We start from the raw sequence: 25257 nt of genomic DNA, 5'->3' as shown, positions 1-25257 counted from the left end.
ATCAACTGTGCGCAGCTTTTTTTTGTGGGAGCGGGCTTGCCCGCGATAGCAGTGGATCAGTCAACACCGCCATCGCAGGCAAGCCAGCTCCCACATTGACCGGTGCTGGTTTGAAGGCGGTGTGCTGCTCGACGAACTCGGCACTCAACTCAATCACCCGGCGGTATTGCAGGTCCACGGTGATCATGTGATAGCAGTTGTCCAACAGGATCTTGGTCACCGGCCCGCCTAGGTGGCGTTCGACGTAGTCGGCGTTCCAGCGGCTGGTGATGTCGTCCTCGATGGAATGCAACACCAGCGCCGGCACCTTGACCTCGGCCATGCGTTTCTTCACCACGGCGTTCATCCGGTGCAACTCGCGCACGGTGATGCCTTCCATGGTCAACAAGCCCGCCTCGCTGCTTTCGCCCTCCTTCATCTGCCGCTCGACGATGGCCCGCAGGCGTTCGTTCTTGATGCCGTACGGCGGCTTCTCTTCGAAGCTGCAGATATGCACGCCGAATGGAATCTTCATCAGCAACGGCGTGAGGAACGCCAGTTTGTTGATGCTCCAACCGTCGTACTTCAAGGTGGTCGAATACATCAGCAGCCCGGCGACTTGCCCCGGGTGCTCGGCGGCCACGTACATCGACATCACCGCGCCCATGGACAAGCCGCCGACAAACACCTGTTCGTGGCGCTGCCTGACCTGGACGAAGGTCTTGCGCACGCCTTCGTACCAGTCACGCCAGCAGGTGGCCTGCAAGTCGCTGTTATCGCCGCAATGCCCGGCCAGGGTGGGCACGTACACCGTGCAGTTGCCCGCCTTGGCCAGGCCCTTGGCGACCTGGCGCAATTCCGTCGGCGTGCCGGTCAGGCCGTGGATCAACAGGATCCCGACCGGACCTTCACCGAGAACGAAACCGGCATCACCTTCACCGAGGTCGATCTCAATCACGTTCACCGTTTGGTCGCCCGCACCAGCAGTTGCTCCAGCAGCTTCAAGCCCAGGTCGATTTCCGGGTAGCTGATTTCCAGGGACGGCGCCAGGGTGATCACGTTCTTGTAGTAGCCGCCCACGTCGAGGATCAGGCCGAGTTTCTGGCCGTCCACGATCATGTCGCCTTTCATGCCTTCCTCGACCATGTAGTCCAGGGTCGCCTTGTCCGGGGTGAAGCCGTCCGGGCCGCAGATTTCGCAGCGCAGCGCCAGGCCCAGGCCATCGACGTCGCCGATGATCGGGAAGCGTTTCTGCAGGTCTTGCAGGCCTTCGAGGAAGTATTTGCCCTTGGCCATGACCATCGCGCCGTAGTCGACTTCGCTGGTCATCTTGAACATTTCCAGGCCCACCGCTGTGCCCAACGGGTTGGAGGCGAAGGTGGAGTGGGTCGAACCTGGCGGGAAGACCTTCGGGTTGATCAGCTCTTCACGGGCCCAGATGCCGCCCAGCGGGTTGAGGCCATTGGTCAGCGCCTTGCCGAACACGATCACGTCCGGCTGCACATCGAAGTGCTCGATCGACCACAGTTTGCCGGTGCGGTAGAAGCCCATCTGGATTTCATCGCTGACCATCAGGATGCCGTGCTGGTCCAGCACGTGCTTGAGCTCGCGGTAGAAGTTCATCGGCGGGATCACGTAGCCGCCGGTGCCCTGGATCGGCTCGACGTAGAACGCGGCGTATTCACACTGATTGGTTTTCGGGTCCCAGACGCCGTTGTATTCCGTCTCGAACAAGCGCGCGAATTGCTGCACGCACTGGCTGCCGTACTCTTCCTTGGTCATGCCTTTCGGGCCACGGAAGTGGTACGGGAACGGAATGAAGTTGGCGCGTTCACCAAAGTGGCCGTAGCGGCGACGGTAGCGGAAGCTGGACGTAATCGACGAGGCGCCGAGGGTACGCCCGTGGTAGCCGCCTTCAAAAGCGAACATCAGGCTCTTGCCGTTGGACGCGTTACGCACCACCTTCAACGAGTCTTCGATGGACTGCGAACCGCCGACGTTGAAGTGCACGCGACCGTCGAGGCCGAACTTGTTCTTCGCGTCGACCGCGATCATTTCCGACAGCTCGATCTTGCCCTTGTGCAGGTACTGGCTGGCGATTTGCGGCAGGGTGTCGATCTGCTGTTTCAGCGCATTGTTCAGGCGCGGGTTGGCGTAGCCGAAGTTGACGGCCGAGTACCACATTTGCAGGTCGAGGTAGGCCTGGTCTTCGGTGTCCCACACGTAGGAGCCTTCGCAGCGGCTGAAAATGCGCGGCGGCTCGATGTAGTGAACGGTGTCGCCGTAGGAGCAGTACTTGGCTTCTTTATCCAGAAGGATCTGGTCTTCGGCGGTAGCGATACGGATATCAGACATGGTGGAAGAGTTCCTGGTTGTCGGCAGCAGTAAAGGAGGTGGCGTTGGCGGCGTTGCCCTGGGGCAGCAGCGCCAGCAATGCAGGCACTTCGGCGAAGGTGTCGAAGCGCGCGTGGGGAATCTGGTGGGCGACGCAGTAGTCGGCGAGACTGCCCTTGGCGAACACGAAGTCGGCGGTGGAGGCCACGCACATGTCGGACTTGCCGTCGCCGATCACCAGCACGCGCTTGTGGCGCGGCGTGGATTTGCACTTGCAGTTGCCGGACGCGGCACGGCAGGCGTCGCTGGCATACGGGAAGTCGATGCGCCAGCTGTTCTGGTCGACCTGGCGCAGGCGGTTGGCGAGGATCGGCAGCAAGGTCACGTAGTTGCGCGACAGGATTCGCGCGATGCCCTGCTCGATGCCGTCGCTGACCACTTCGATGGACGCGCCCAGGCCGATGACCTGATCGACGAAGTCGGGGAAGTCCGGGTCGATCTCCACGCTGTCGAAGTAGGCCAGCAGTTCGCCGGGCGTGGCCTTGATCAGCGCCAGTTGGCGGCTCAGGCATTCGCGTGAACCGATATGCCCATCCAGCCATTGCTGCTCGATGGTTTCCCACTCGGGGCCGGCGAAGCGTTGGAGGACGTTGTCGATGACGTCGGTGGGAGTGATGGTCCCGTCGAAGTCGCACACGATATGCCAGTCAATCATTGCGGTTACCTTGAAGATGAGCGCGCTGTCTGCGCTTTCACAAGGGGTAGAGCAGGGACTGTGCCAACTGGTCAGCACCCAGCGGGGCTGGGCTTGCGGGCGGCTATGTGTCGTGGGAGCTACAATTTTTGTAGCTTGCTACAAACAAGATCAGTGCTTGCGCGAAGGCCGCCCTTCGCGCGTTCATGCGCGCATGTTCAGAGAAGGAAGCCGTTCCATGCATAAGGTCAGTGTTGCTGTATTCGCCGGTTTACTCGGGTTGTGGGGCGTTGCCAGCGCGGCCCGGGCCGAAGGCATCAGTGGCGAAGTGGGCGCGGGCCTCAGCTACCAACCCCACGACCCCACCGGCAGCCGCTACGAAACCCGTCCGGTGCCCTATGTGGATCTGGACTGGGGCGACGTCAGCCTGAGCACCGATGACGGCCTGAGCTGGAGCGCGCTGAATACCCAGGGGTTTACCGCCGGGCCCTATATCAATTACTTGCAGGGGCGTACGTCGAACGGCTCGCTGCAAGGCCTGCGCAATGTCTCGGACATGGCTGAAGTGGGTGGTTTCATCCAGTACGCCCCGGCCGATTTCTGGCGTGTGTATGCGCAGGTGGGCCAGGCCGTTGGCGGTGGGCGCGATCAAAGCGGCGTGCTCGGCAAGGTCGGTGGCGAGCTGGGCTACCCGCTGGGTGGCGGGATCATCGGCAGCAGCGGGCTGATGGCGCACTTTGCCGACGCGCGCCAGACCCAGACGTATTTTGGGGTGGACGCCAATGAGTCTGCGGCGTCGGGGTTTCGGCCCTATAACGCCAGTGCGGGGTTCCAGAACCTGACGCTGACGCAAAGCTTCGAGTTTCCGCTGGCGCCCAATTGGTCGTTGCTGACCAGTGCGAGCTGGGTGCACCTGGTGGGTTCGGCGGCGAACAGCAGCATCGTCAAGGACACGGGCGATGTGAACCAGGGGCAAGTGCAGACCGCCATCAGCTACAAATTCAACTGACTCACCGCAGAGCAAAAAATGTGGGAGCTGGCTTGCCTGCGATGGCGGTGGATCAGTCAGTACAGCAGTAACTGATAGACCGCTATCGCAGGCAAGCCAGCTCCCACAGGGGTCTGTATTTCATGGCAGGGGTTTCAGTTTTCTTCGCCTTCGGCCAGCAGCGCAATCCCGCCGATAATCACCGCCACCCCCACCCAGTGCAGCGCGCTGATATGTTCCCCCAGCCCCAGCCACGAACCGAGCAATACCACCACAAACACCAACGAACTCAGGGGAAACGCCAGGGACAGACTGCTGCGCCGCAGGATCAACATCCACACGAAAAACGCGCCGATGTAGCAAGCAATCGCCGCGAGAATCCCCGGGTTGCGCGCCACAGCGGCCAGCCACTGCCAATTGAAATCCATCTGCCCCAATTGATCGCCGGCCACTTTGGTAAACAACTGCCCGGCACTTTCGGTACAGATCAGCAAGGCCCACAACACCACAGTGCCGAAGCGCCCATGCAACCACGCGTGCGTATTCATGCCTGCCCTCCTGCAATCGCCACCAACATCACGCCCAGGGTAATCACCCAGGTCCCCGCCCAACGGCGGCGGCTGACGGTCTCGCCCAGCACCACTTTGCCCACCAGCACCACCCCGCAATAGGCCAAGGCTGCGGCCGGAAACAGCAGGCTCAACGGCGCGCGGGACAAGGCTTCCAGCCAGACAAAAAACTCGATGACGTAAGCCCCGATCCCCGCCCACAACAACGGCGCATTGAACACCTGGCCCCAGAACGCATTCAGGCGAAAGCCGCCTTCCAGCTCCGGCAAGCGGTCGAGGCCGAGCTTGAAACACAACTGGCCGATCACATCGAGCACGATGGAAAACGCCACCAGCAACACCACGGTCAACGTCACGGGAACAGCTCCTCAAACAGGTCGATCAGGGCTTCATTGGTCGCGGCATTGCGCTGCAAATCCTCGGGGCTCCAGCGCTCGGCGGGCGGTTGGTCGGACTTGGCCTCCCAGCGCTTGAAGGCGTTGCTGAACGCTGGCTTGGCGAACTCGCCGCACACATCGATACCGATGATCCGCTTGCCTGCCGCCAATGCACGCAGGGCTTGCAGCAGATGGCTCAGGCGCATTCCGCCCTGGTCCCAGTTGGTGGCGGCGTCTTCACTGGCCAGCACGTCTTTGTCGATGGTGATCCAGATCGCGTCGGTGGGCAGGCTGGCGATCATCTGCTCGAGAAACACGCCCCAGTCCAACTCCGCCAGATTGCGCCAATGCAGGTGATTTTCCTGCTGCTGGTGACCGGCGCCGTCCCCGACCCGGCCCCAGACTTTCGACGGCGGATGCTGCCAGGGAAACAGCTGCAAATGCCCGCGCTTGAGCGCCCCCAGGTTGCCGCCGCGCAGTTGCGGGTTGTGCAGGTCATCGCTGCACGGGCCGAGGGTGACGATGCGTTTGATCGCCGGCATGTTCAGCGCGCGGTTGACCCACGAGCCGCAGTGACGCTTGGGCGCAAAGCGCACCCAGTCGGGGTGGTTGTCGAAGTGGATCAGGCTGACGGGTTCTTTGAGATCGGCGAGAAACGCCGGCGTGAGGTGGTGATAATCGCCGGAGCCGACAAACAGGATTTCCGGCCGTGCATCCACCGGCCGAGGCCGTGTGGCCAGGCGCGCGGCGAAGGACTTCCAGGTTTTTTCGGTGGACCACAGGCGCAGCTTCGGGCCCAGGTCCAGCAGGTCGAGGCGTGTGGCCTGACCGCTGGCCAGGCGCCGGGCAATCGGTGCCTGGCCGGTGAGGCTGTGGTCGAGATCGAGAATATTCAAGGCAGAGGTGCCCCCTTTATGGCTTCAGGGGGTCAATGCAAGGGCCGGGCCAGCGGATCTCTTGAGGACAATGAGTAACCCATGTGGGAGCTGGCTTGCCTGCGATAGCGGTCTATCAGTTATTGCTGAACTGGCTGACCCACCGCTATCGCAGGCAAGCCAGCTCCCACATTTTGAACTGTGTTCGGCTTTAGTTTTGGGCGTCGGTGATGATCTGGCGAATCGCCCCCACAAACGCTTCAGCCGGCTGCCCGCCGCTCACCGCGTACTGGTCGTTGAACACAATGGTCGGCACCGACGTCACGCCACGGGACACCCACAATTCCTCTTGCTCACGTACCTCGGCGGCGTATTCATCGCTGGCCAGAATCTCAGCCGCGCGCTTCAAGTCCAGCCCGACGCTTTCGGCAATGATCGCCAGGGTCGCGTGGTCGGAAGGGTCTTGGCCGTCGCTGAAATACGCCTTGAACAGCGCTTCCTTGAGGTTGTACTGCAAGCCTTCCAGCCCGGCCCAATGCAGCAGGCGGTGAGCATCGAAGGTGTTGTAGATGCGGCTCTGGCCATCGGTGCGGAAGGCAAAGCCCAGCGCGGCGCCCATGTCGCGGATGCGCTCGCGGTTGGCCTGGGATTGCTCGGCGGTAGAACCGTATTTTTCAGTGATGTGCTCGACGATGTTCTGCCCTTCGGCGGGCATGTTCGGGTTCAGTTCGAACGGCTGGAAGTGGATCTCGGCCTGCACCTCGACACCCAGCTGGTCGAGGGCTTCGGTCAGGCCGCGCAGGCCGATGATGCACCAGGGGCAGGACACATCGCTGACGAAATCGATTTTCAGGGGAGTACTCATGGCTAGCAACCTCGTAGGCAAAAACGCGCCGCAAAGGTTGCACGATACACCAATGTCACAACACCTTCGAAGGCTCGCCCAGGTCAATCCGCGCCCAGTGCGCCGCATCTTCGCGATGGGCTTGCAGGTATGGCAGCACCGCCGTCAGCAGCGGCGCCTTGAACGCTTCCTGGAAACGGTGGGCCATGCCGGGAATCAGCTTCAATTCGCTGCCCTGGATATGCGCGGCCAGGTGCACGCCGTGCATCACCGGCAACAGCGGATCGGCGGTGCCGTGCACCACCAGGGTCGGCACGCGCAGCTGGTTGAGCAACGGCACACGGCTCGGTTCGGCGAGGATCGCCATGATCTGGCGCTTGACGCCGTCCGGGTTGAACGCACGGTCGTAGGACAGCGCCGCCTGGTGCAGCAGGGCCTGGCGATCATCTTTCACATTCGGACTGCCCAGCGCCGCCAGCAGATCGGCCTGCTGCTCCAGTGCCACTTCGCGGTTGGGTGCGCTGCGCCGTGACAGCAGTTGCACCAGCGCCGCATTCGGCGCCGGCAGGCCTTCGGCGCCGGAGCTGGTCATGATCAACGTCAGGCTTTCCACGCGCTGCGGGGCCATGGCCGCCAGGTGCTGGGCGATCATGCCACCCATGCTTGCGCCCAGGACGTGGAATTGGCGGACCTGCAACGCATCCATCAAACCCAGCGCGTCGTCGGCCATGTCGGTCAGCGTGTAGGGCGCCGACACCGGCAGGCCGAGCTTGTAGCGCAGCACTTCAAAGGTCAGGTTGGCGCTGGCCGGCGCCTGGCGCCAGGTGGACAGGCCGACGTCACGGTTGTCGTAGCGGATCACCCGAAAACCCTGTTGGCACAGGGCCACGACCACTTCATCCGGCCAGTGGATCAACTGCCCGCCCAGCCCCATCACCAGCAGCAACGCCGGATCGGACGCACGGCCGATGCTCTGGTAGGCGATGCTCACCTGAGCCAGGTCGACCGTTTCGGTCGGGACATTGACATCACATCGAGACGCCGCAAAAGACGGCAGGCCGAACAATAGAGCGGCCAGTAAAAGCAACACGCGCATGAAAAACACCGAAACGCAGAACCCCAGTAGAGCGCGAGTCTGATGAAGTTTGTTCAAGCGCGCTGCCACACTTCCATGACAGTTTAATGAAGAGTGCCCAGCGGTCATGGTCGACACAAACGGCAACATGAGACAAACTCACGCGATTGCGCTTCATCACAAATTGCCTTCATGGAGAGCCCGTGCTCGAGATCCGTCACCTTAAGACCCTGCACGCCCTGCGCGAAGCCGACAGCCTGGTGGAAGCCGCCGAGCGCCTGCACCTGACGCAATCGGCGTTGTCCCACCAGTTCAAGGAGCTGGAAGAACGCCTGGGCATGCAGCTGTTCGTGCGCAAGACCAAGCCACTGCGCTTCACCAGCGCCGGCCTGCGCCTGTTGCAACTGGCCGATGCGGCCCTGCCGCTGCTGCGCGGTGCCGAGCGCGATATCGCGCGGCTGGCCGGCGGCACTGCGGGGCGCCTGCACATGGCCATCGAATGCCACAGCTGCTTCCAGTGGCTGATGCCGACCATCGACCAGTTCCGCGATGCCTGGCCGGAAGTCGAGCTGGACCTGGCCTCCGGGTTTGCCTTCGCGCCGCTGCCGGCCCTGGCCCGTGGCGACCTCGACCTGGTGGTGACCTCCGACCCGCTGGAGCTGCCGGGCATCACCTACGTGCCGCTGTTCACCTACGAAGCCATGCTCGCGGTGGCCAACCAGCATGCGCTCGCGGGCAAATCCTACATCGTGCCGGAAGACCTGCTGACGGAAACCCTGATCACCTACCCGGTGGAACGCGACCGCCTGGACATCTTCACCCGCTTCCTCGAACCCGCCGACGTCGAACCGGCCCAGGTACGCACCTCGGAACTGACGGTGATGATGATGCAACTGGTGGCCAGCGGCCGTGGCGTGTGCGGCATGCCCCATTGGGCGCTGCATGAATACAGCTCGCGCGGCTATGTGAAGGCCAAGCGTTTGGGTGAGAAAGGCTTATTTGCGACGCTGTATGCGGGGATTCGTGCGGACATGCTGGATGCACCGTATATGCGCGATTTCTTGCTGACCGCGAAGGACACGTCGTTTTCCACATTGGATGGCGTCAGCGCCGTTCGCTGAAGGAACCGGCGCCCACAAACAATGTGATCTAACTGTGGGAGCTGGCTTGCCTGCGATAGCGGTGCATCAGTAGCAAATATGCAAGCTGACACACCGCTATCGCAGGCAAGCCAGCTCCCACAGGGGTTATCACTGGCCCGAAAGTTCGCGCCACATGTGGATTTTGTCGAAGTACTCCACGCCCACCCGCACCGCCAGCGGTTCCAGGCCGTATTGGATGAAACCGCAACGCTGGTACAGCGCAAAGGCGGCGTCGTTGCCGGCGGTGACCGTCAGTTGGATGACCTTGAGGCGCGGCTGTTTGCGTGCTTCATCCAGTGCCGCCTCGACCAGTTGACGGCCCACGCCCTGGTGCTGATGGCGGGCATTCACATACATGCCAAACAACGTCACCTTGTGCCGCGCCTTCTCCCGAGGCTCGAACGCCAGGCCGACGATACCGACCAGTGCATCCCCGGCAAAAGCACCGAGCAAGCAATCCAGCGGGCTGTCCAGGCGCTTCTCCCACCAGCTCAGGGGCATCGCTGCCCGCTCGGCCACGCTGGAGGTGAACGCCTGGGGATAAACGCCATACGCCTCCAGCATCAACGCCCGATAAGCCTCGGCATCCTGGGGCCCCAGCGTGCGGATGATCATGCGTTGCGGCGCTGCTCAAGCATCAGCCGCACCGCCAGCGCCGCCAGGACAAAGCCCATGAAATAACGCTGCACCGCCAGCCAGGTCGGGTTGTTGATAAACCAGCTGGCGATGCTCGCAGCAAACATCGCGATCAGCGCGTTGACCATAAAGCTCACGCTGATCTGGGTGAAGCCCAGCATCACGCTCTGGGTGAACACCGAGCCGTGCTCCGGGGTGATGAATTGCGGGAACACCGAGAGGTAGAACACGGCGATCTTCGGGTTCAGTGCGCTGGTGAGAAAGCCCATGGTGACCAGCTTGCGCGCGGAATCGGGCGGCAGTTGCTGGGCTTCGAACGGCGAACGCGCGCCGGGCTTTACCGCTTGCCAGGCCAACCACAGCAGGTACAGCGCACCGGCCCACTTCAATACTTCGTAGGCCATCGGCACCGCGAGAAACACCGCCGTCAAACCCGCCGCAGCGGCGAACAGGTGCACAAAGAACCCCGCGACCACGCCCAGCAACGAGACCAAACCCGCCTTGCGTCCCTGGCAGATCGAACGGGAGATCAGGTAGATCATGTTCGGGCCGGGGGTCAACACCATCAGCAGGCACGCGGCGGCGAAAATCAGCAACTCGTTGAGTGGGATCACGGTTCAGTCCTTTGCGCCTGCACGTCAGGCAGTGGTGGTCAGCGATGCGCGATAAAACGGCAGGATCAGGTCGCGTGTCAAGGGCGCCAACACCAGGCCGCCATCGCCGGCCGGGTCGATCCAGCGGACCTCTTCGATCTCCGCAGCGGGGTGTACCGGGACGTCGATATGCACCTGGAACAGTTGCGCTTCCACGGTGAAACCCGGCTCGTTGGCTGCCGGTGCCGAGAAGTGACCGAGGTAGACGGCGGCGCTCGGGTCGATACGCAGGTTGAGTTCTTCGTGCAGCTCGCGCGCCAGGGCCTCGGCCGGTTTTTCGCCGGCGTCGATCTTGCCGCCCGGTTGCATGAACGCCTGGGTGCCGCGCTTGCGCACCAGCAGGGTCTGGCCGTCGCTGCCGATCAGGAGGGCGGCGGCGATGCGGATAGTGGTTGGCATGGGAGGGCTTCCTTGGCTGCGAAAAAGGCTGCAAGGATCACATGATCGTCGGGAACGCCGCAATCCAATGTGGGAACCGGGCTTGGGTGGGAGCTGGCTTGCCTGCGATAGCATCACCTCGGTCTACCTGAACAACCGAGTTGCCTGCATCGCAGGCAAGCCAGCTCCCACATTTTTGACTGCGTTTCAACTTGGAATCACGGTTTGGTCTTTGATGAACACGCTGTACCGCGCGCCTTCCATGGTCTCGAACGCAATCAACTTATCCACCAACGGCAAGTTCAATACCTTGCCCGCGTTGAGCAGCAACATGCCGTTATCCGCATTCAAACTGCGCGCCAGCACCATGCCCTCCGCAAGCTCCCGGGTGCCGAGCACCTTGACGTTGGGATCCCCCAGGGTCACGTCATTGAGGTAAGTGGCACACACCTTCACAAAATCCTCGACCATCACCGGGTCATACAGGCGCCCGGCGTATTTGCGGATGTACAGCAAGGCCTCGTCGCTGTTCATCTGCCGCTCCAGGATCAGGCCCTTTTGCAGCTCGATAAAATCCACCGCCAGTTTCAACAGGCGCGAACCGGCGGGAATCGCCTCGCCCTTGAGGTGATCCGGGAAACCACTGCCGTCCCAGCGCTCCTGGTGATGGCGGATCAGCCGCGCAGCATCTTTCATCGGGTCCAGGGTCATCAGCAGTGACTCGCTCTGGGTGGCGTAGGCGCGATAACGCTCGCGGTCACTGCTGTGCAGCAGGTCCGAGGGCGAGGCCATCATGCTGTCGCTCCAGCTCAACTTGCCGATGTTGTAGAGCGCGGCGGCCATGGTCAGGTCGCGGTTGCTGGCGTCATCCACGCCGTGGGCCACGCACCAGGTGCGCACCAGTTCGATGATCTGCCGGTTGGTCTGCTTGGCGCGCGGCAGGCGCAGGTTGGCCAGCAGCGAGAACACTTCGGTGCCGGTGGCGTAGCTGTGTTTGAGTTCTTCGTAGGCCAGGTCGAGCATGTCGGCGGTTTGTTGCAGCTCGCTGGTGCGCGCGGCCACGTGTTTTTCCAGGGACGCGTTGAGCCGCTTGAGCTCGTCGTTCTGTTGCCGGGTCAACTGCTCCAGGCGCAGGCGTTCACGCTCGGAATGCTGGTGGGCCAGGGATTGGCGCAGGGCCAGCAGCAACTCCTCGTCGTTCCAGGGTTTGCTGAGGTAGCGGTAGATCTCGCCTTCGTTGATGGCTTTGACGATCAGGGTCAGGTCGGTTTCGCCCGTGAGCAGGATGCGCACGGTGTGCGGGTAATACTGGTGGATATGCGCCAGCAACGACGCACCGTCCATGTCCGGCAGGCGCGCAGCGCTCATCACCAGGTCGATCGGTTGGCTGGCGAGAATCGCCAGGGCGTCAGCGGCGCAGGTGGCGCTGTGCAGGTCGAAGGGCTCCAGCCGCAGCAGTTGGGTGAGGCTGTGGAGGACGTCCGGGTGGGCATCGATCAACAGCACCCCGGCACGGTCGGCATCGGTAAAGGTAACGGACTCTCCCATGGGACACCTCGGATCGTCGGTGTGCGTTCCTTAGGGTATGGGCCTGCCTTCCTGGCGTTTACTGAGTAGTTTAGTAGGTTTTTGGCAGGTGATGGCTTTTCAGTATCACTCGCTAAAAACAGGCATTAAAAACCCGACTCTCTGGCCGGGTTTGCATGGGGCTGGCCCAATATCATGCGCAATGCGCCACTTTCTCAACTTCCTTGGAGATTTGAGCACCCTTGGCGATTTCCGCAGTGCGCAGATCATAGGCAGTCTGCAGGTTAAGCCAAAACTGCGCGGTGGTTTCCAACGCAGCGGCCAAGCGAAGTGCAACATCTGCGCTGATGCTGCGACGCATCAATACGATGTCATTCACCGTGGGCGCGGATACGTGCAGTGCCCGTGCAAGGGCGGCAGCGGTAAGGCCCAACGGCTCCAGGTACTCCTCCTTGAGAATCTCTCCGGGGTGTACGGGTCGCATGCCATTTTTAAACATGATTCACCTCAGTGGTAATCCACAATTTCAACGTTTTCCGGGCCGTGAGGCCCCCAAATGAAACAGACCCGGAATTGAGCATTGATTCGGATACTGTGCTGCCCCTCTCTGTCGCCATACAACGGCTCCAACCTGTTTCCAGGTGGTGACCGCAAGTCAGCGAGGTCAACCGCCGCATCGAGCATGCTCAACTTTCGCTCGATCACCGAAACGATGGCGGACCAACGCCGGGTGCGACCGGTTTCAAACAGGGTTCTGGTATCGGCGCATTTGAAGCTTCTTATCATCGCTTAATGCTTAACGTTATTCGTTAACAAGAAACTCTACATGGGTTTGCGAGATATTCAACCTGCCTTTAAATAGACACCGGGATGTAGCGACGAGCGGTCAGCGCACACGCATAAAAAAACCGCTCCAGAAACAGGAGCGGCCTTCGCGGTAAAACCAGCACGCCTCACGCGTCGGCTTTTTTCGGGCTTGAGCCAAACGACGCAAAACGCTTGTTGAACCCGGCAATCCGGCCTTCGACCTGGGTCTTGCGCTGTTGCCCGGTGTAGATCGGGTGCGACGCGCTGGACACGTCCAACGGGATGTAGGGGTAGGTGTTGCCGTCGCTGTGTGTGTGGGTGCGGTCGCTGTCGGCGGTGGAGCCGATCAGGAAGAACACATCAGCGGCGGTATCATGGAACAGCACAGTGCGGTAGTCGGGATGGATTCCAGCTTTCATAGGGCCTCCGGGGCAAAATCAGTGTTATACAGTAACACAAATAATGCACCCAAACGAGAACCGATTGCAATAAGAATAGACCCGCGGATTCTATGCAGAATAATCCCTTAGGTTGTCTGTGGTTTCCTTACTGGCGCAGAATGGCGGATCGACCTCAAGAGTCCGAACCCAAGGAAACCGTATGAGCCTGTCTTTGCTAAGCCGTTACGCCTTCTTTGCCGTGTGCGTCATTTTCACCCTCGCCAGCCTTCCGTTTATCCAGCATGAATGGCTGTGGCCGATCACCGTGGTCACCGGGATTCTCAGCCTGATCGGCATCTTCGACCTGTTGCAAAGCCCCCACGCAGTGCGCCGCAACTACCCGATCCTGGGCAATATCCGTTACCTGGTGGAAGCCATCCGCCCGGAGATCCGCCAGTACCTGCTGGAATCCGACAGCGACGCCCTGCCCTTCTCCCGCGCCCAACGCTCGCTGGTGTATTCGCGGGCCAAGAACGAATCCGCCGACAAGCCGTTCGGCACGCTGATCGACGTGTACCAATCGGGCTTCGAATTTATCGGCCACTCCATGCGCCCCGCGCCGTTGAGCGATCCCAACGCGTTTCGCGTGATCGTCGGCGGCCCGCAGTGCAAGCAGCCGTATTCGGCGTCGGTGTTCAATATTTCGGCGATGAGTTTCGGTTCCCTGAGCGCCAACGCGATCCGCGCACTCAACCAGGGTGCCAAGCTCGGCAACTTCGCCCACGACACCGGGGAAGGCAGCATCAGCCCCTATCACCGTGAACACGGCGGCGACCTGACCTGGGAACTGGGCAGCGGCTACTTCGGCTGCCGCACCAGCGACGGCCGTTTCGACCCGGAGCGCTTCGCCGTGCAGGCGCAGAACCCGCAAGTGCGCATGATCGAAATCAAGATGAGCCAGGGCGCCAAGCCGGGCCACGGCGGCATCCTGCCCAAGCACAAGGTCACCCAGGAAATCGCCGAGACCCGCGGCATCCTGATGGGCGAAGACTGCATCTCGCCGTCGCGCCACAGCGCGTTCTCCACGCCGATCGAACTGATGCAGTTCATCGCCCAACTGCGCGAACTGTCCGGCGGCAAGCCGGTGGGCTTCAAGTTCTGCCTGGGCCATCCGTGGGAGTTCATGGGCATCGCCAAGGCCATGCTCGAAACCGGCATCCTCCCGGACTTTATCGTGGTGGACGGCAAGGAAGGCGGCACCGGCGCCGCCCCGGTGGAGTTCACCGACCATATCGGCGTACCGCTGCGTGAAGGCCTGCTGTTTGTGCACAACACCCTGGTGGGCCTGAACCTGCGCGACAAGATCAAGCTCGGCGCCAGCGGCAAGATTGTCAGTGCGTTCGATATCGCCAGCGTCTTGGCCATCGGCGCCGACTGGGCCAACTCGGCCCGCGGCTTTATGTTCGCCATCGGCTGCATCCAGTCCCAGAGTTGCCACACCAACAAATGCCCGACCGGTGTAGCTACCCAGGACCCACTGCGCCAGCGCGCACTGGTGGTGCCGGACAAGGCCCAGCGGGTGTTCAACTTCCACCGCAACACCCTCAAGGCCTTGGCCGAAATGCTCGCCGCCGCGGGCCTCGATCACCCGTCGCAGCTGTCGGCCAAGCACCTGGTGCGGCGCATGTCGGCGACCGAGATCAAGCTGTTCTCGCAGTTGCATGTGTTCCTCAAGCCCGGCGAATTGCTGACCGGCGAGGTGAACGGCGAGTTCTATTCGCGCATGTGGCAGATGGCCCGCGCCGACAGTTTTGAACCCCATGAAGTCGTTGCCGCTTAAGGAGCCGCACTGTGTTGAAGGTCATCGCCGAAGATTTCATCAAACCCGAACACGTGGAAACCGTACGCCCGTGGTACGCCGAACTGGTGGAAAAAACCCGCCAGGAGCCGCTGTGCATCGCCTACGATCTGTTCATTGATCAAAAAGACCCCGGGCACTTTGTCTTCATCGAGCAATGGCCCGACCAGGCAGCCCTCGACACCCATTGCCAGACCGAACACTTCACCCGCCTGGTGCCGCAGATCAATGCCTATCAGGCCAAGCCGTGCACCGTGCTGTTAATGGATGCGTTCTAGACCCAACCACTTTTCCCCTGCTGAACCGGACCACCGACGGCATCGCTGAAACAAGGACATTCACATGCCGTTACTCGACTTCGCTGCCATTGCCGGACACCTGCCCGGCACCTGGAAATCCACGCGACTGGGCCAGGTCGGCCCGGCGCAGATCAAGGTGTTGCGCATGGATGCGCAGCCCTATGAAGAAGAAACCCACGACTACAACGAAGGATTGCTGGTGACCAGCGGCCATCTGCTCTTGAGCATCGCCGGCCAGGCCATCCGCGTCGAGGCCGGCCAGATGTACCTCGTCGAAGCCGGCGTTGCCCATGGGGTCCTCGCTGGCAGCCAAGGCACCCTGGTGATCATTGATGTCTAGAGACATTCAGTAATACCCAACCTTTGCAATTGCTTACAAATACCGCCAACCTGCGCCCGCCCGACGGGAGGCGCCCTCGCACCTGCCCGTCATTACTCAAAATTCTGTACAAGAGCCCGCTGCCATGCTGAACGGACGCGACCCGCGCATCGATTTTTTTCGGGGCCTGGCGTTGATCTTCATTTTCTGGGATCACGTCCCCCACAACCCCCTCGGCCAGATCACCCTGCGTAACCTCGGTTTCAGTGACGCGGCGGAAGTCTTCGTGTTCCTCGCCGGCTTCGCCTCGGTAATGGCCTATGGCAAAGTCCTGCAACGCGAAGGCTACTGGATGGCCTGCCTGAAAATCCTGCGCCGCACCTGGGTGCTGTACGTGGTGCACATCTTCTTGCTGGCGATGCTGATGGGCATCGTGTTTTTCGCCAACAGCCATGTGGAGACCCGCGACCTGGTGCAAGAGATGGGCATGACCCACTTCATCACCCATCCGCAACAGGCCCTGCTCGATGAGTTGCTGCTGCGCTTCAAGCCCAACCTGATGGACCCGTTGCCGCTGTACATCGTCTTGCTCGCCAGCCTGGCGCTGGCGTTGCCGCTGATGCTGCGCTGGCCCATGGCAGTGGTGGCGGTGTCGCTGACGGTGTATCTGCTGGCGCCGTGGATGGGCTGGAACCTGCGGGCAATCGAGGACGGCGTGTGGTACTTCAACCCGGTGACCTGGCAGTTGCTGTTTGTACTGGGCGGCGCGGCGGCGATTCGCAGCGGGCAGGCCAAGCCGGTCCAGAGCCAACCCTTGTTGCGCCAGTCGCTGTTTGTCGCGGCGGCGCTGTACGTCGTGGTCACCGGCCTGATTACGGTGGCGTGGCGCTGGCCCGAGATCCATGACGCGCTGATGCCGGCATCGATCAGCGACCTGATCTACCCCATCAGCAAGACCGACCTGTCGCCCGTGCGCCTGTTGCACTTCCTCGCCCTGGCCTACGTCACCGCCAAGCTGCTGCCCACCGCAGGCTGGACGCAAAACCCGGTGGCTGCGCAGGTGTGCCGCATGGGACGGTTCTCGCTGGAGATCTTCTGCCTCGGGGTGCTGCTTGCACCGTTGGCCGACATGCTCAACGCCATGGCCGGCGATGCGCTGCTGATACAACTGCTGACTGCGCTGATCGGGGTTGTCCTGATGGCGGCGCTGGGCGCCTGGCTGGAGTTGAACAAGCGCCTGAGCCAACGCACTACATAGCTAGCGCCCACCACGCGAAAGCGAGTGCTTCCATTCTTTTCCCGATTTTATTCTGAAAGGAAGCACTCGATGCCCAACCACCCCTTTGCCAACGGCTTGTCCGGCCACTTGCAGTCCAGCGAATCCTGGGGCCAGCAACAGGCCCTGGCACTGCTGCGCCAGATAATGGCGCAATCGATGAGCCCGCTGACGTCCGCACAACGGCTCGAATACCTCAGGCTGCAACGTGCCGCCCACGACGCATTCAAGGCAGTGGACGCGGAAAACACCCGGCTGATCAAAGACTTCAAAGACATCGGCGTGGCGCAACTGCGCAACAAACTCGGCGGCCTCGACCCCCACGCCATCACGCTGCACACCCGCTACCTGGAAAAGCTTGAACCGCCCCTGCCCTGGGAACCGCGCAAAAGCACCCTCGGCGGCTTGGCCCAAGGTGCACGTTTTCGCCGTGACGTGGACGAATGGAAGTACCGCACCCATGTTTCAAGCCTGTCGCTTTGGGACGCGGCCTGCCTGAACTTCGACTTCGCCACCGGTACACCCCAGGCCTCGGGGCACCGGTATGTCGATGCGTCGTACCTGACCGGCGTCAGTGAAAAGCGGCTGAGCGTCAGCCAATTCATCGCCATCAGCCGCGAATTGGACCTGGGCGGCCAACTGCAAGCCAGGCTGTCCAGCGCCCTGGGCCCCGGCGGCAAACTGCACGGCTTGATCGAGACCAGTGCGCGCACCCACCTGCTGTTCGAAGCGCTGGAGGCGTATCGCGACCGCGCCACTACGGGCCTGACGCAACCCCTGTACGACAAGCTGGTCGCGGCGATCGATGGCAGCGGCACGGCACTGCCCTTCGAGACCCTGAGCATGGACCTCGATAAAACCATCCTGCCGGCGGTGCCCTTTGCCCTGTCGGGCACGAGCATCCCGTTGCCCCTGTTGCTAATCAAAGGTGGGAAGCCTAGGGGTGGTGTCCTATTTCCCGTTCCGTCCCGGTGGCGCCTTGCGCTATCACACGGATGCCAAGGTGGCCGGCGCGGCGTTTCTCGACGACATCAAGGCCAGCCACCGTGACGGCGACCTGGGCTGGTTCGCGCGACAACTGCCGGTCACCGAGATCAACCTGTTCACTGAGCTGCTGCGTGACGAACCACGGCCTGAGGGCCTGAGCCCGGTGGCGGGGTTTCTTCTATGATTCATTCCACAGCGTATTTCCAGAACAGACCCTGGACCACCTGCGATTCGTCAACGACCCCAAGCCCAGCCGTCCATTGACCCTGGTGCAGGCCCTTACCTATCGCCACACCCAGCATTACCAGGCCAACCTCGCCACCCTCGCCACCCAGCGCTCGGCGCGCGACCTGCAGGCGGTAATCGACGGCGCGGCAGCGATTGCCAGTGAACTCATGGAACTGCTGATAACCCCGGTACCGGGTGGGGTCAGCGGCTTGAACCGGGTGATGCAGGTCGTGGTGTTTGGCAACCTGACCTACAGCCTGATCGTCGGCGTCAACGAAGCCGCCAAGGGCCAGGCCAGTGACTTTGCCGCCGCCATGGCCGACGTCGCGGACCTGGCCGTGAACGGCCTGTTGATCTCCACCGCCGGGCGCGTCCATCGCCAGCGCATCGAAGGCCTGATGCAGCGCATGGGCGGCCCGCGCAAGGTCACCCACAGCGACGGCACGCAGGCGCTGTGGAAACCCGACATCACCCCCTACGCGGTCGCCGACCAACGCCTGCTTGACGGCCAGATGGCCAATGCCCAGGGCCTCTACCTGATAAACGGCCATCACTACGTGCGCGTGCAACAGGGGGATCGACAATACGTGGCACACGTGAGCACCGACCCCAAGACCCAAGGCTTTGTGCTCAAGCGGCGCAACGGCAACGGCAATGGCTTCGCCGCGCCGATCACGTTCGACCCGAAGCGGCAAGCCTGGGTCCTCGACCTGCACGGCGCTGGCCAACTCTCGGACTACCAGTTGATCGAGCAGATGCTACCCAACGGCGAGGCCGCGGTGCCCCCGGCACACCTGCGCAACCTGCTGCGCAGCACCGCCGTGTCCCGCGCCACACTGGACGCGATCTGGGCGGGCGAACCGCCGCCGGTCAATCTGATCGAAGCCGTCCGGCGCGTGCAGATTGATCGGGTGATTGAACAACTGAGCTCAGGCTTCCACCATCGCGGCAACCTGCCCGCCCATGCCGGCAGCGCCCTGTTCGCCCTGTTGACGCAACTGCCGACATGGCCCGCTGACGCCGTGATCCACGTGCGCGACCAGCACGGCCACCTGGTTGAAAGCCATGCGGCCAATGAAACGGCCACGCTGGCCATCAACCTCAGGCGCAGGGACGACGGCACCTACCTGGCCCTCGACGCACCCGACACCGACGTCGCCACCCAAGAGTCCCTGTTCGAGTCGATTATCCGCCAGCAACCCGCCACTTCGACCCTGGGCAAGGAAGGCAGCCCGAACCTCACCGAGGCCCAGCGCATTGCGCGGCTACGCGTGCAGATCGGTGCCCTGGCCGGCCAAAAGCGCACCGCACTGTTCACGGCCATGACCCACTACGCAAGCCATGCGCGGCACCAGGTGCCGGCTGGGGATGCGGCGCGCCCGTTTGTACCGATCAAAAATGCAGGCACGGGCGTGGAGGTCACTGCGCTGCTGAGCAAACTGCAAGCACAATTCCCCCCCTTGAGTCCGCCCAACCTTAAACAATTGCTCGTAATAACGCCCCTGAGCGCAACGCAGCAAAGCACCTACCTCAAGGACGGCAAGTTGCCGGGCAACGTACGCGAACACCTGGAACAACACCGCACTGCGTTGCGCATTGATGCTGTGATCGACGGCCTGTACCACCCTCGCACGTTCAATCCGGACACCGACCTATGGGCCCGAGAGTTTGCCGCCAGCCTGCTGCTGGAGCGTTGCAAGCGCCCCCTGGTAATCACCGAAATGGCCGGAGGCGCCCCCAAGGACCGTTACAAAAACACCGGCCCCGAAGACACCACCGTCGAACTGCTGCACTACGGCGACGGCCGCTACGAAGCCTACGACATGCGCAACGCCGGGCCGATCCCGGTGTCGCCGGCCGTGGACAGTTTCTACCTCGCCATCGGCTCGGTGCTGCAACCCCACGAGCGCAGCCGGCTAGGCATGAGTTCCGCCACCGATGCCCAGGGCCTGCGCAACACCCTGGGCGACCTGATGAGCGAACGCCGAAGCCCTGCCGGCCTGGTCAGCCTGCTCGACTATTCGCTCGCGCAATACGAGAAAAAGCTGGTGTTGCCCACCGACCTGCGCCCCAACCCCGAAGGGCTGTATGACTACAACGGCGAACAGTTGATGCCACTGTACGGCTCGTTCTACCCGGTCACCTTCGACCAACAGCGGCGTGTGTGGCGGCTCAAGCACCCGCAGAAAGTCGGCGTCGATACCCCACGCCTCAAGCACAACCGCCATGGCGCCTGGCGCCTGGAAAGCGAAAACCCGCTGACCTGGGACGACTATCACCTGGTATCGCGCCTGGGGACTGAAGACTTCAGCGTCGATCAGCCCACCGCCGCGCGCCTGCTCAAGGTCACCGGCACACCGCCCCGCGCCTTGCGTGAAGTGCACTGCGCCGGCCTGCCCCCGCCGCCGTTGTTGAAAGACAGCAGCAAGCGCTTTGGTATCGAGCGCAAAATCCTGCATTTCATCAAGGCGATGACCACCTATTCGGCCACCCGTAGCGCCAAGCCCTCCTTGCAACTGCTGCTGGTCTGCGCGCTGCCGCAATGGCCCGCCAGCCATGTGCTGGAACTGCATGATGAGGCCGGACGCACGCTTGCCCATTACCCGGCTGCGAACGCCGGCGCGGCGCAAAAAATCCGCCTGTCCGACACCCAGAGCCGCAGCCAGGAACCCCTGGCCCATCTGGTGCGCAACGATGACCTGAGCCGCGCCCTGCTCGGTGAGCTGCCGCAAAGCCAGGAAGAACGCCTGTTCAAGCTGGCAAAAAAAATCGCCGAGCACGCCTACCGCGAACGCAGCCAACTGTTCGACGCGCTGTACGCCCAGGGCGAACGCAACGGCAACCGCCTGCACGCGCGCCTGCACGCGCATTTCCCGCAGCTGCCCGCCAGCGCCATCCAGGCCCTGATCGACCATGCGACCCCCCATGAAATCAAGCAACTGAGCGAGAAGGACTGGGTCCCCCTGCGCCTGGGCGAACAGGCAAAACTGACCGCCAATGACGTGCGCCTAAACCGGGCGTTCGAGGGGTTGTACCTGTCCACCGTCGCCAACCCCGACAGCGAAAAAATCATCTTGCATGTGCTCAAGCTGCTGCCCGGCTGGCCCACCGATGCCCGCCTGGACATTCACCAGGGCAGCGCCACCGGGCCGTTGCTCGAGAGTGCCGGGTACTTGGCCGGCAGCGAGCGCAAGAGACTGGCGCGGTTGGACGCGCGTTATCAGGCGTATGACGCCGAAGGCCAGTTGATAAGTGACCCGCTCAACACCTCTACCGATCTGCTCACCGCCGTCTGGCGCGTATTGAGCGATACCCAGCGCAAGGCCCTCGGGCTGGACGACAGCGGCGAACTCGCGCCCCTGCGCAATGCCATTGCTGAACTGGCACTCAACCAGCGCGTCGCGATCAAGGACCTGCTCGGCCTGCCGCATATCCCGTATTGGCTGCAGCCGCCCATGCCCGTCAACAGCTCGTTCACGGCCTATCCGTTCACCTTGCGCAACTGGTGGCCGCTGAGCTTGCTGTTCTCGGTGGACATGGTCAGCAAAGTCCGCGAGGTTTACCCCAGGATGTCCAGGGACGACGCGCTCGACCTGACACGCAACCTGCGGCTCAGCGAACCCCAGGTGTTGCAGGAACTGGAGCGGCGAAAAATGGAATACCAGGCATTGGAACTTGAGCTCCATCGCTGGGCGGCCGCCGACTACCCCGGCGACCATGAACTCCTAGGCTGGATGAACCCCAACCTGCGCATTGCCATGACTGCGCAGATCCTCAAAGCCTGGCGCCAGGAGTCACTGGAATATCATCCTGGCCTGCTGCATGCCCACGGCCTGGAGTTGCGACTGGACGGCAACAACCTGCCAAACATCGACTTCATGCCCGCGATCAAAGGCTTCGAACACATTGAATACCTGAAGATCGCAGGCAGTGCGTTCCCCCCCAGCGGCAACGCCTTCCTGAGCCAATTCCCCAACCTCAAGAAACTCCACCTGGACTGCGGCTTGACGCAGTTACCCAGCAGCGTCACGCAGATGACGCACCTCGAGATCCTGGACCTGAGCCACAACAGCATCGTGCTGACCACGCAATCGCAGCAACAGCTGGCCGCGATGACCCAACTGGAAAGGTTGGACCTGAGCCACAACCCGCTGGGCCTGAGCCCGGATGTCTCTGGCATGGCGCGCCTGCACAGCCTCGACCTGCATCGCACCGGCATCAGCCAATGGCCCATCGGGGCGGAGCGCCTGACCCAGTTGCGGGACCTGCGGCTGCAAGAAAACAACATCGCCACGATTCCCGCCGTGCTCTTCACCGACCCGCAGATGCGACCGGCCAACCAGGGCACGTTCCTGCATGACAACCCCTTGAGCGCCGACGCCCTGCAACGTCTGAACGAGCATCGGACGCGCACCGCACAGCCGTTGGGGGGGGCCATACCCGGCATCCACCATGTAGCGCCCGAACCGAGCCCCGTGGACAAATGGCTGGACGGGGTTCCGGCGGCCGAACATGCACAACGAAGAACCTTGTGGGATCAACTGGAGCATGACAATGCCCCAGGCAGCGCCAGCCCTGATGACACGTTTCGGGTCCTGCGGGACTTGACCCAAGCGGACGACTACGTGAACAAGCTGGATCGCCGACCGGCCCTGATCGCCCGGGTCTGGCGCCTGCTGCAGGCCATGGCCGAATCCTATGAGCTGCGCCAAAGCATCTTTCTCAACACCTACGTATCCGGCACCTGCGGCGACGGTGCCCTCCTGACGTTTATCGATATGGAGTTGCGGCACAAGCAACATCAGGCCATGGCGCAACCCAGCTCCAACCAGGCGAACCGGGAGTTGCTGGCATTGGCCGAAGGTCTGTTCTATTTGCGCAACCTGGACCAATTTGCCGAGGACCATCTGCAATCGCTGCATGGCAGCCACCGACCGCCAGCGCCCGAGCCGGACGATGTTGAGGTCAAGCTGTTCTTTCGGCTTGAATTGGCGGAGGAGTTCAAACTGCCCATCCTGAAGGAAAATCGCCGCTACTCGCCAGGCGACCACGTGCTGCCGGAAGACCTGGAAAGAGCGCGTAAAAAACTGCGCGAAGTGGGGAAAACCAGCGCCTTGGAAAACGCCTTGCTGACGGAAGAATTCTGGGTCCAGTACCTGGCGCGGCATGTCCCGGAACCCTTTACCACCATCGAAGAAACCGCCCGCTACAAGCTCGAAGCCCTGAAACAGGAAGTGCCTGACACGATGTCCATGGACTATCAGGAGCGGCGCCAGTCAATCAAGGAAGTCAAGGAAGCCGAGCTCAACCGCCTTATCAGCCAGTTGACCCGTGCGGCCCAAAGCGGGGCGCAACGGGTCGAGTCCAGTCAGACCGATTGAGGCGCAACAGCGCTGGCGTTGTTGGGCTGCAACTTGAACACGTAGAACAGCACCGTCAGCAGCACCAGGAACGCCGGCCCTACGTACAGCGCCACGCGGGTGTCCGGGAAGTACGCCATCAGGCCTACCACCAGCACCAGGAACGCCAGGGCCATATAGGAACTGACCGGGTACAGCCACATGCGGTACTTGAGCCCCGCCTGCTCGGCCGGGCTCAAGCCTTTGCGGAACTTGAGCTGGGCCAGCAGGATCATCAGCCAGGTCCAGATCGCGCCGAAGGTGGCGATGGAGGTTACCCACACAAACACCTGGTCCGGCACCAGGTAGTTGAGCAGCACGCCCAGCAGCAAGGCAAAGATCGACAGCAACAAGGCCTTGCGCGGCACGCCATTGCTCGACGTGGTACCGAACGTGGCCGGGGCCTGGCCGTTCTGCGCCAGGCTGTAGAGCATGCGCCCGGTGCTGAAGATGCCGCCGTTGCACGACGACAGCGCGGCGGTGATCACCACGAAGTTGATGATACCGGCGGCAGTCTTGATACCCAGGCGCTCGAAGGTCATCACGAACGGGCTGCCCTGGGTGCCGATTTCATTCCACGGGTAGATCGACAGGATCACGAACAGTGCGCCGACGTAGAACAGCAGGATGCGCCAGAACACCGAGCCGATGGCACTCGGGATGGTCTTCTGCGGGTTCTTCGCTTCACCGGCGGTGAGGCCGATCATCTCCACACCCAGGTAGGCAAACATCACCATCTGCAAGGACATCAGCACGCCCTGCACGCCATTGGGCATGAAGCCGCCGTGGCTCCACAGGTTGGAAATACCCAGCGCCACGCCGTCGTTGCCAAAGCCGAAGGCAATGATGCCGACACCGCCGATGACCATCGCAATGATGGTGACGATCTTTATCAGCGCGAACCAGAATTCGAATTCACCAAAGGCTTTCACGGCGATAAGGTTGATCGTGCCCATGCTCATCAGCGCCGCCAGGGCCCAGATCCAGCGCGGCGTATCGGGGAACCACACGCCCATGTACACGGCCACGGCAGTGATCTCCGCGACGCAGGTCACCAGCCACAGGAACCAGTAGTTCCAGCCAGTGAGAAAACCCGCCAACGGGCCGAGATAGTCCTGGGCATAACGGCTGAACGAACCGGCGACGGGGTTGTGCACCGCCATTTCGCCGAGGGCGCGCATGATGACCAGGATCGCCAGGCCGCCAATGATGTACGACAGCATGATCGCCGGGCCGGCCATCTCGATGGCCTTGGCCGAACCGAGGAACAGGCCGACACCGATGCAGGCGCCGAGCGCCATCAGGCGGATGTGCCGTTCACCAAGTTCGCGTTTGAGCGGGCCGCCTTGAGCGGTCTCGCCGTGGGGCAGTGGGTTGCCGACTGGCATAGGGGTACAACCTCATTTTGTTATTGGAGTGTCCGCCGAGGGGCTGGCTCGGCGGGGCGTGCAGTATAAAAAGCTCGGCTTAGAGTCTTTCACTATAAAAGCCACCCTATTGAGTGGAAGCACCTGCAAAAACGCTCTAAAACAGGAACATCTAACCTGCGATTACCGTAAAAACCCTATTTTTAACAGCGCCGAGTATTGCATGCTGGGGGAAACTTCGCCATGTCTTGCCCCTCATGAGAAGG

At 62.1% G+C, this 25257-nt stretch carries 25 protein-coding genes; 9 read left to right on the top strand and 16 right to left on the bottom strand.

Annotated features, from left to right (window positions below; genetic code table 11):
* Position 1 precedes the first annotated feature (1 nt).
* The 3 genes from PSH87_RS05775 to PSH87_RS05765 are packed head-to-tail and all read right to left on the bottom strand — an operon-like array spanning position 2 to position 3028.
* Positions 2-943 carry a carboxylesterase gene (locus tag PSH87_RS05775; RefSeq protein WP_305432862.1) on the bottom strand — a complete coding sequence of 314 codons (942 nt, stop codon included), beginning with the start codon at positions 941-943 and terminating at the stop codon, positions 2-4.
* On the bottom strand, positions 940-2334 hold the full coding sequence (locus PSH87_RS05770) for an aspartate aminotransferase family protein (protein ID WP_305432861.1): 1395 nt from the start codon (positions 2332-2334) through the stop codon (positions 940-942). Before PSH87_RS05770 ends, PSH87_RS05775 begins: the two co-directional genes overlap by 4 nt.
* On the bottom strand, positions 2327-3028 hold the full coding sequence (locus tag PSH87_RS05765) for an HAD-IB family phosphatase (RefSeq protein WP_017736162.1): 702 nt from the start codon (positions 3026-3028) through the stop codon (positions 2327-2329). Before PSH87_RS05765 ends, PSH87_RS05770 begins: the two co-directional genes overlap by 8 nt.
* A gap of 217 nt (positions 3029-3245) precedes the next feature.
* On the opposite strand from PSH87_RS05765, the gene PSH87_RS05760 reads away from it, so the two are divergent.
* Entirely contained in the window at positions 3246-4016 is a 771-nt protein-coding gene (locus tag PSH87_RS05760; RefSeq protein ID WP_017736161.1) for a MipA/OmpV family protein, read from the top strand.
* 134 nt (positions 4017-4150) lie between these two features.
* On the opposite strand, the gene PSH87_RS05755 is transcribed toward PSH87_RS05760, so the two are convergent.
* The 5 genes from PSH87_RS05755 to PSH87_RS05735 form a co-directional block, all read right to left on the bottom strand.
* Positions 4151-4543 (bottom strand): transporter, encoded by a 393-nt coding sequence (locus PSH87_RS05755; RefSeq protein ID WP_305432860.1) that lies wholly within the window; start codon positions 4541-4543, stop codon positions 4151-4153.
* Entirely contained in the window at positions 4540-4920 is a 381-nt protein-coding gene (locus tag PSH87_RS05750; RefSeq protein ID WP_017736270.1) for a transporter, read from the bottom strand. Before PSH87_RS05750 ends, PSH87_RS05755 begins: the two co-directional genes overlap by 4 nt.
* Positions 4917-5837 (bottom strand): arginase, encoded by a 921-nt coding sequence (locus PSH87_RS05745; protein ID WP_305432859.1) that lies wholly within the window; start codon positions 5835-5837, stop codon positions 4917-4919. Before PSH87_RS05745 ends, PSH87_RS05750 begins: the two co-directional genes overlap by 4 nt.
* A gap of 190 nt (positions 5838-6027) precedes the next feature.
* Positions 6028-6681, bottom strand: coding sequence for a DsbA family oxidoreductase (locus tag PSH87_RS05740; RefSeq protein ID WP_305432858.1), 654 nt, complete (start codon positions 6679-6681; stop codon positions 6028-6030).
* Positions 6682-6736: 55 nt separating this feature from the next.
* Positions 6737-7756 carry an alpha/beta fold hydrolase gene (locus PSH87_RS05735; RefSeq protein ID WP_026136741.1) on the bottom strand — a complete coding sequence of 340 codons (1020 nt, stop codon included), beginning with the start codon at positions 7754-7756 and terminating at the stop codon, positions 6737-6739.
* 182 nt (positions 7757-7938) lie between these two features.
* Here PSH87_RS05735 and metR point away from each other — a divergent pair, with 182 nt between their 5' ends.
* Positions 7939-8856 carry a transcriptional regulator MetR gene (gene metR, locus PSH87_RS05730; RefSeq protein ID WP_017736266.1) on the top strand — a complete coding sequence of 306 codons (918 nt, stop codon included), beginning with the start codon at positions 7939-7941 and terminating at the stop codon, positions 8854-8856.
* 129 nt (positions 8857-8985) lie between these two features.
* On the opposite strand, the gene PSH87_RS05725 is transcribed toward metR, so the two are convergent.
* From PSH87_RS05725 to PSH87_RS05695, 7 genes are all read right to left on the bottom strand, one after another.
* Positions 8986-9492, bottom strand: coding sequence for a GNAT family N-acetyltransferase (locus tag PSH87_RS05725; protein WP_305432857.1), 507 nt, complete (start codon positions 9490-9492; stop codon positions 8986-8988).
* Positions 9489-10127, bottom strand: coding sequence for a LysE family translocator (locus PSH87_RS05720; RefSeq protein WP_017738503.1), 639 nt, complete (start codon positions 10125-10127; stop codon positions 9489-9491). The genes PSH87_RS05725 and PSH87_RS05720 overlap by 4 nt, the downstream gene beginning before the upstream one ends.
* Positions 10128-10151: 24 nt before the next feature.
* Entirely contained in the window at positions 10152-10565 is a 414-nt protein-coding gene (locus PSH87_RS05715; protein ID WP_305432856.1) for an NUDIX domain-containing protein, read from the bottom strand.
* Positions 10566-10751: 186 nt separating this feature from the next.
* Positions 10752-12092, bottom strand: a complete 1341-nt coding sequence (locus PSH87_RS05710) for an HD domain-containing phosphohydrolase (protein WP_305432855.1) — start codon at positions 12090-12092, stop codon at positions 10752-10754.
* Positions 12093-12264: 172 nt separating this feature from the next.
* A complete protein-coding gene (locus PSH87_RS05705; RefSeq protein WP_017738500.1) occupies positions 12265-12570 on the bottom strand; it encodes a HigA family addiction module antitoxin in 306 nt (101 codons plus the stop codon).
* An 8-nt stretch (positions 12571-12578) separates the two neighbouring features.
* The gene (locus PSH87_RS05700; RefSeq protein WP_017738499.1) at positions 12579-12857 is read right to left on the bottom strand and encodes a type II toxin-antitoxin system RelE/ParE family toxin; all 279 of its coding nucleotides are present in this window, start codon (positions 12855-12857) and stop codon (positions 12579-12581) included.
* Positions 12858-13024: 167 nt separating this feature from the next.
* Positions 13025-13297: a type B 50S ribosomal protein L31 gene (locus PSH87_RS05695; RefSeq protein WP_017135901.1), complete on the bottom strand. Its 273-nt coding sequence runs from the start codon at positions 13295-13297 to the stop codon at positions 13025-13027.
* A gap of 181 nt (positions 13298-13478) precedes the next feature.
* Here PSH87_RS05695 and PSH87_RS05690 point away from each other — a divergent pair, with 181 nt between their 5' ends.
* The 7 genes from PSH87_RS05690 to PSH87_RS05660 all read left to right on the top strand — a co-directional run bounded on the left by PSH87_RS05690 (position 13479) and on the right by PSH87_RS05660 (position 23606).
* On the top strand, positions 13479-15098 hold the full coding sequence (locus PSH87_RS05690) for an FMN-binding glutamate synthase family protein (protein WP_017738498.1): 1620 nt from the start codon (positions 13479-13481) through the stop codon (positions 15096-15098).
* 11 nt (positions 15099-15109) lie between these two features.
* Positions 15110-15394: a putative quinol monooxygenase gene (locus tag PSH87_RS05685; protein WP_305432854.1), complete on the top strand. Its 285-nt coding sequence runs from the start codon at positions 15110-15112 to the stop codon at positions 15392-15394.
* 64 nt (positions 15395-15458) lie between these two features.
* Positions 15459-15755, top strand: a complete 297-nt coding sequence (locus tag PSH87_RS05680; RefSeq protein ID WP_017738496.1) for a cupin domain-containing protein — start codon at positions 15459-15461, stop codon at positions 15753-15755.
* A 124-nt stretch (positions 15756-15879) separates the two neighbouring features.
* Positions 15880-16992 (top strand): OpgC family protein, encoded by a 1113-nt coding sequence (locus PSH87_RS05675; protein ID WP_305432853.1) that lies wholly within the window; start codon positions 15880-15882, stop codon positions 16990-16992.
* Between the two features lie 69 nt (positions 16993-17061).
* Positions 17062-18060 (top strand): dermonecrotic toxin domain-containing protein, encoded by a 999-nt coding sequence (locus PSH87_RS05670; RefSeq protein ID WP_305432852.1) that lies wholly within the window; start codon positions 17062-17064, stop codon positions 18058-18060.
* Positions 18014-18181, top strand: coding sequence for a hypothetical protein (locus PSH87_RS05665; RefSeq protein ID WP_305432851.1), 168 nt, complete (start codon positions 18014-18016; stop codon positions 18179-18181). The genes PSH87_RS05670 and PSH87_RS05665 overlap by 47 nt, the downstream gene beginning before the upstream one ends.
* An 85-nt stretch (positions 18182-18266) precedes the next feature.
* Positions 18267-23606, top strand: coding sequence for an NEL-type E3 ubiquitin ligase domain-containing protein (locus tag PSH87_RS05660; RefSeq protein WP_305432850.1), 5340 nt, complete (start codon positions 18267-18269; stop codon positions 23604-23606).
* On the opposite strand, the gene PSH87_RS05655 is transcribed toward PSH87_RS05660, so the two are convergent.
* The gene (locus PSH87_RS05655) at positions 23594-25012 is read right to left on the bottom strand and encodes an amino acid permease (RefSeq protein ID WP_305432849.1); all 1419 of its coding nucleotides are present in this window, start codon (positions 25010-25012) and stop codon (positions 23594-23596) included. The genes PSH87_RS05660 and PSH87_RS05655 overlap by 13 nt on opposite strands.
* Positions 25013-25257: the final 245 nt, after the last annotated feature.

The sequence above is a fragment of the Pseudomonas sp. FP453 genome (assembly GCF_030687495.1).
Lineage (GTDB): Bacteria > Pseudomonadota > Gammaproteobacteria > Pseudomonadales > Pseudomonadaceae > Aquipseudomonas.
This window is presented reverse-complemented; position numbering and strand designations above follow the sequence as displayed.